This is a genomic window from Paraburkholderia sp., from assembly GCF_035948235.1.
Lineage (GTDB): Bacteria > Pseudomonadota > Gammaproteobacteria > Burkholderiales > Burkholderiaceae > Paraburkholderia.
The window spans coordinates 1-4,332 of sequence record NZ_DASZJJ010000167.1 but is presented as its reverse complement, the minus strand read 5'-3'; the positions used below and the strand labels follow the sequence as shown (position 1 = coordinate 4,332).

The 4,332-nt window shown below is 66.2% G+C and carries 4 protein-coding genes and 1 pseudogene; 4 read left to right on the top strand and 1 reads right to left on the bottom strand.

Features of this window, described 5'->3' with window-relative positions; translation table 11 throughout:
* From VG320_RS31190 to VG320_RS14800, 3 genes and pseudogenes are all read left to right on the top strand, one after another.
* Nucleotides 1-140, top strand: a pseudogene (locus tag VG320_RS31190) (single-stranded DNA-binding protein); the annotation flags it as partial.
* Nucleotides 141-265: 125 nt separating this feature from the next.
* Nucleotides 266-937, top strand: coding sequence for a helix-turn-helix transcriptional regulator (locus tag VG320_RS14805; RefSeq protein ID WP_327200853.1), 672 nt, complete (start codon nucleotides 266-268; stop codon nucleotides 935-937).
* Nucleotides 934-1,905 carry a threo-3-hydroxy-L-aspartate ammonia-lyase gene (locus tag VG320_RS14800; protein ID WP_327200852.1) on the top strand — a complete coding sequence of 324 codons (972 nt, stop codon included), beginning with the start codon at nucleotides 934-936 and terminating at the stop codon, nucleotides 1,903-1,905. The genes VG320_RS14805 and VG320_RS14800 overlap by 4 nt, the downstream gene beginning before the upstream one ends.
* Nucleotides 1,906-1,941: 36 nt before the next feature.
* On the opposite strand, the gene VG320_RS14795 is transcribed toward VG320_RS14800, so the two are convergent.
* Nucleotides 1,942-2,847 carry a LysR family transcriptional regulator gene (locus VG320_RS14795; protein WP_327200851.1) on the bottom strand — a complete coding sequence of 302 codons (906 nt, stop codon included), beginning with the start codon at nucleotides 2,845-2,847 and terminating at the stop codon, nucleotides 1,942-1,944.
* A 103-nt stretch (nucleotides 2,848-2,950) separates the two neighbouring features.
* On the opposite strand from VG320_RS14795, the gene VG320_RS14790 reads away from it, so the two are divergent.
* Entirely contained in the window at nucleotides 2,951-4,324 is a 1,374-nt protein-coding gene (locus tag VG320_RS14790) for an MFS transporter (protein WP_327200850.1), read from the top strand.
* Nucleotides 4,325-4,332 lie beyond the last annotated feature (8 nt).

The window sequence follows — 4,332 nt, the reverse complement described above, 5'->3', positions numbered from 1 at the left end:
GCGGCGGTGGCCGTGCGTCAGGTGGCGCTGGCGGCGGCGCTCCGCGTTCGAGCGGTGGCGGCGCAAGCAGCGGCGGTGGCCGTCCGAGCGCGCCGGCTGGCGGCGGCTTCGACGAAATGGACGACGATATTCCGTTCTAAGCGTCCATTCGCGCAACATCGTATTTAAACGCCCTTGCAGCGTCTGCCGCTGCAAGGGCGTTTTTCATTTCTGTCGCCATCATCGCGTCGTTGACATTTTGTCGTAAACCGTCAAAATGTCACTCATGACGAAGCCAGCCCAAGCCGACCCGCAGCACGAAAACCAGCTCCTCCTGCGCGAGGGGCGCAAGATCGTCGAGGCGCTCGGCCAGACGCTCGCGCCGCTCGTCGAAGTGCTGCTCCACGATCTCACTACGCCCGAACAATCGGTCGTCGCCATCGCCAACAATCTGTCGGGCCGCCAGATCGGCGACGCCGCCACTGAAATGGGGCTCGCGCGCATCACCGACCCCCACTTTCCCGATGTGGTCGCCAATTACCCGAATCGCTTCCCGGACGGCCGTGCGGTCAAGAGCACGTCGATCGGCCTGAAGAACAGCGCGGGCGAGTGCGTCGCGGCCATCTGCCTGAACATGGACGTGTCGCTGCTCGGCGCGGTCACGGCGGGCCTTGGCCAGTTGATGCAGACCGGCCACGCCGCGCCCGTCGCCGAAACGCTTGCGCCGCACGCCAACGGCGAGGCGCGCGAAACCATCCGCGCCGCGCTCGAACGCTTTGCCGCCGCGCGCAACACCACGCCCATCGGCATGACGCTGGCGCAGCGCCGCGAAGCCGTGCGCGAACTCGCCGAAAGCGGCCACCTGAACCTGCGTCACGCGCTTGCCGAAGTCGCGCGCACGCTCGGCGTGGCGCGTCCGACCGTTTATTCCTACCTGCCTGACGAGCACCGACCATGAGCAACCTGCCGATCACCTTCGAAGACGTCGCGGCCGCGCACGAGCGCATTCGCGGCGTCGCGCACCGCACGCCCGTGCTGACCTCGCGCACTGCGAACGAACTCGCGGGCGCCGAACTGTTCTTCAAGTGCGAAAACTTCCAGCGCATGGGCGCGTTCAAGTTCCGCGGCGCCTACAACGCCATCGCGCAGTTCACGCCGGAGCAGAAACAGGGCGGCGTGATCACGTTCTCGTCGGGCAATCACGCGCAGGCGATTGCGCTGTCGGCGCGACTGCTTGGTGTGAAGGCGGTGATCGTGATGCCGCACGACGCGCCGGCCGTGAAGGTCGAGGCCACGCGCGGCTACGGCGGCGAAGTCGTGTTCTACGACCGCTATACCGAAGACCGTGAGGCGCTCGGCCAGCGGCTGGCCGCCGAGCGCGGTCTCACGCTGATTCCGCCCTACGATCATCCGCATGTGATGGCGGGGCAGGGCACGGCGGCCAAGGAACTCTTTGAGGAGGCCGGCGAGCTTGACGTGCTGCTCACGCCGCTGGGCGGCGGCGGTCTGCTGTCGGGCTGCGCGACGGTGGCGCACGCGCTGGCGCCGCGCTGCACCGTGATCGGTGTGGAACCCGAAGCGGGCAACGACGGCCAGCGCAGCTTCCAGAGCGGCGAGATCGTCCACATCGACACGCCCAAAACGCTCGCCGATGGCGCGCAGACGCAGCACCTCGGCAATTACACTTTTGCGGTGATTCGCGAGCGCGTGCAGGAAATCGTCACGGTGAGCGATGCTGAACTCGTCGAAACGATGAAATTTTTCGCGAGCCGCATGAAGCTGGTGGTAGAACCGACCGGCTGTCTGGCGGCGGCGGCGGTGTTGCACGGCAAGGTCGACGTGCGCGGCAAGCGCGTTGGCATGGTGATTTCGGGCGGCAACGTCGATCTGCTGCGTTTCGCCGATCTGGTGAGCGCGAAGGCGTAACTCCCCGACGCGCAATGTGTGGCGACCCGCGGCCCGCTAACCCAGCAGGGCCGCGAGCGCCTCGCGCGCATGACTCACCTGCGCGCTTTCGCCGGGTCGTCCCGGCAACAGATGGAACTCCGCTGCCGGCAGCGCCGGCAGACCGAACGAAGCGGGGCAGGCTTCCACGCCATCGCCGATCGCCGATTCGTTCAGACACGAAATCCCCAGACCCGCCTTGAGTGCAAGCTGAAGCCCGGCGACGCCCGACGCCGAATGCGAAATCAGATACGGCATGCGCGCGCGCTCGAGCAACTTCACCACATAGCGCTGCAACAGGCACGTCGACGGCAGCAGGACCAGCGGCCACGGCGGCGCGAGCGACGCATGCTCGCGCAGCGTTTCGCGCGCGCCCACCCAGAGCAGCTTCTCGCGCCGGATCACCGTGCTCTGACGTGCGCCGGTATCGTCGCCGCTGGATGCCGCGCGCCGCGATGGCGCATCGACCATGCGCAGCGACAGCCCGATATCGAACACATTGTCCTGCGCGCTCGCGTCGATCACGGCGCTTGGCAGCACCGTTACGTGCAGGCGCAGGCGCGGATGCTGGCTCGCGAAGCGCCGGATGATCGCGGCCACGTCGTGCGGCCGGTAGTAGTCGGTGATGGCCAGGCGCAGCTCGCCGTCGAGCGAGCGCCCGAGCATGTCGTCGAATGCCGCGTCGCACATCGCGACGATGCGGCGCGCGTGCTCCAGCAGCTTCGCACCCGCAGGCGTGGGCGCAACGCCTTGCTTGCTGCGCACGAATAGCGGCTGGCCGATGCGTTCTTCCAGCTTCTTCAACTGCTCGCTTACCGAGGACTGCGAAAGAAATATGCGCTCGGCTGCGCCCGATACGCTACCTGCTTCCGTCACGGCGAGGAAAGTGCGCAATTGCGCGAGATCTAAACCGCGTGCGTTCATGTGGTTGCTATCCGATACTGCGCGATACTGCGTTGATGTTTCGGAAACGCCGATAACGTTGATTGGATATTCCCGCTTTTCCGATAGATGGTGCGCCCTTAGCATGGCCGCAGTCAACGCATTTCTGGAGGCGGTCGTGTCACATATGGCGGATGGAAAGGGGCGCCCGGCGTCGCATCGCTGGAAGGTGCTGGGTGTCGGGGTTGTTGCCAATGCGAGTTTTGCGGCGGCGTTTTCGGGGATTCCGGCTACGGCGGTATGGATGCGCCCGGCCTACGGGATCGGCACGGGCGATCTCGGATTCGTGCTTGGCATGCTCGGTCTTGGCATGGTGCTGAGCGAATTGCCATGGGGACTGTTAACGGATCGCTGGGGCGACCGGCGCGTGCTGCTGCTCGGGCTGGTTTCGACGATGTTGGCGCTATTCGCCATGGCGTTGTGGGGCGTGCCGTCCGCTGCCAGCGTGCCGGGGCCGCACGCGCTGGCGGCGGGTTTTCTTGCGATCGGCCTGCTGGGCGGCAGCGTTAACGGTTCGAGCGGGCGTGCGGTGATGGCATGGTTCGGGCCAACGGAGCGCGGACTCGCAATGAGTATCCGACAGACGGCGGTACCCTCCGGCGCGGGCATTGGCGCGCTGTTGCTGCCTGCATTGGCATCTCACACGGGGTTTGTGTGGGTCTATGGCGCGCTCGCGGCGATGTGCCTGATTTCTGCAGTCCTGACGATCATGTGGGTGAGCGAGCCGGATGCAATCGCGCTTGAGGCGACTTCGCCGGGCGTGCAGGGCGCGGCGCCCGCACGTTCGCCCCTGCGCCGTGCGCAGGTCTGGCGCATGGTCGGCGGGATTGCGGCACTGTGCATGCCGCAGGTCGCGGTGATCACGTTTGCGAGCGTTTTTCTGCACGATTTCGGCCATGCAGGCAGTGTGGCGACGGGCGCCGCGCTCGCATCGGTGCAGATTGGCGCGGCGGTGGCGCGGGTCTGGAGCGGGCGCTGGACCGATCTGCACGGCAATCGCAACGCCTGGCTGCGTGTATGCGCGGCGCTTACGGTCTTACTCTTCTTTTTACTGACCGTGGCGACGTCGCTATGCGCGCACGCTGTTCATCCGGGCTCAACGTTGCCCTTGTTCGCCTTGATCGGGTTATTTGTTTTGCTGGTGGCGGGCGGCATTGCTGCGTCGGCATGGCATGGCGTCGCGTTCACCGAACTCGCGACGCTTGCAGGTCACGGCCGCGTGGGCAGCGCGCTCGCGATGGGCAATACGGGTGCCTTCATCGCGTTCTGGCTCGCGCCCTCCGTCATTCCGATGCTATTGGCACTCGCCGGCTGGCCTGCCGTGTGGTTGAGCGCCGCGGCATGCGCGGCGCTAGCGTGGCCCGCATTCGCACGGTCGGGTTCGAATCGTTCGCAATTTGCCATGGTTCAACGCGCTCGCCCAGCGGCGCACCGTACTGGCAACAGCCCGACGGTATGACGCCGAAA

Excerpts from the sequence above, each read along its gene's own strand:
- VG320_RS14800 (WP_327200852.1), top strand. The coding sequence starts at position 934 with ATGAGCAACCTGCCGATCACCTTCGAAGACGTCGCGGCCGCGCACGAG.
- VG320_RS14805 (WP_327200853.1), top strand. The coding sequence starts at position 266 with ATGACGAAGCCAGCCCAAGCCGACCCGCAGCACGAAAACCAGCTCCTC.
- VG320_RS14790 (WP_327200850.1), top strand. The coding sequence starts at position 2,951 with ATGGCCGCAGTCAACGCATTTCTGGAGGCGGTCGTGTCACATATGGCG.
- VG320_RS14795 (WP_327200851.1), bottom strand. The coding sequence starts at position 2,847 with ATGAACGCACGCGGTTTAGATCTCGCGCAATTGCGCACTTTCCTCGCC.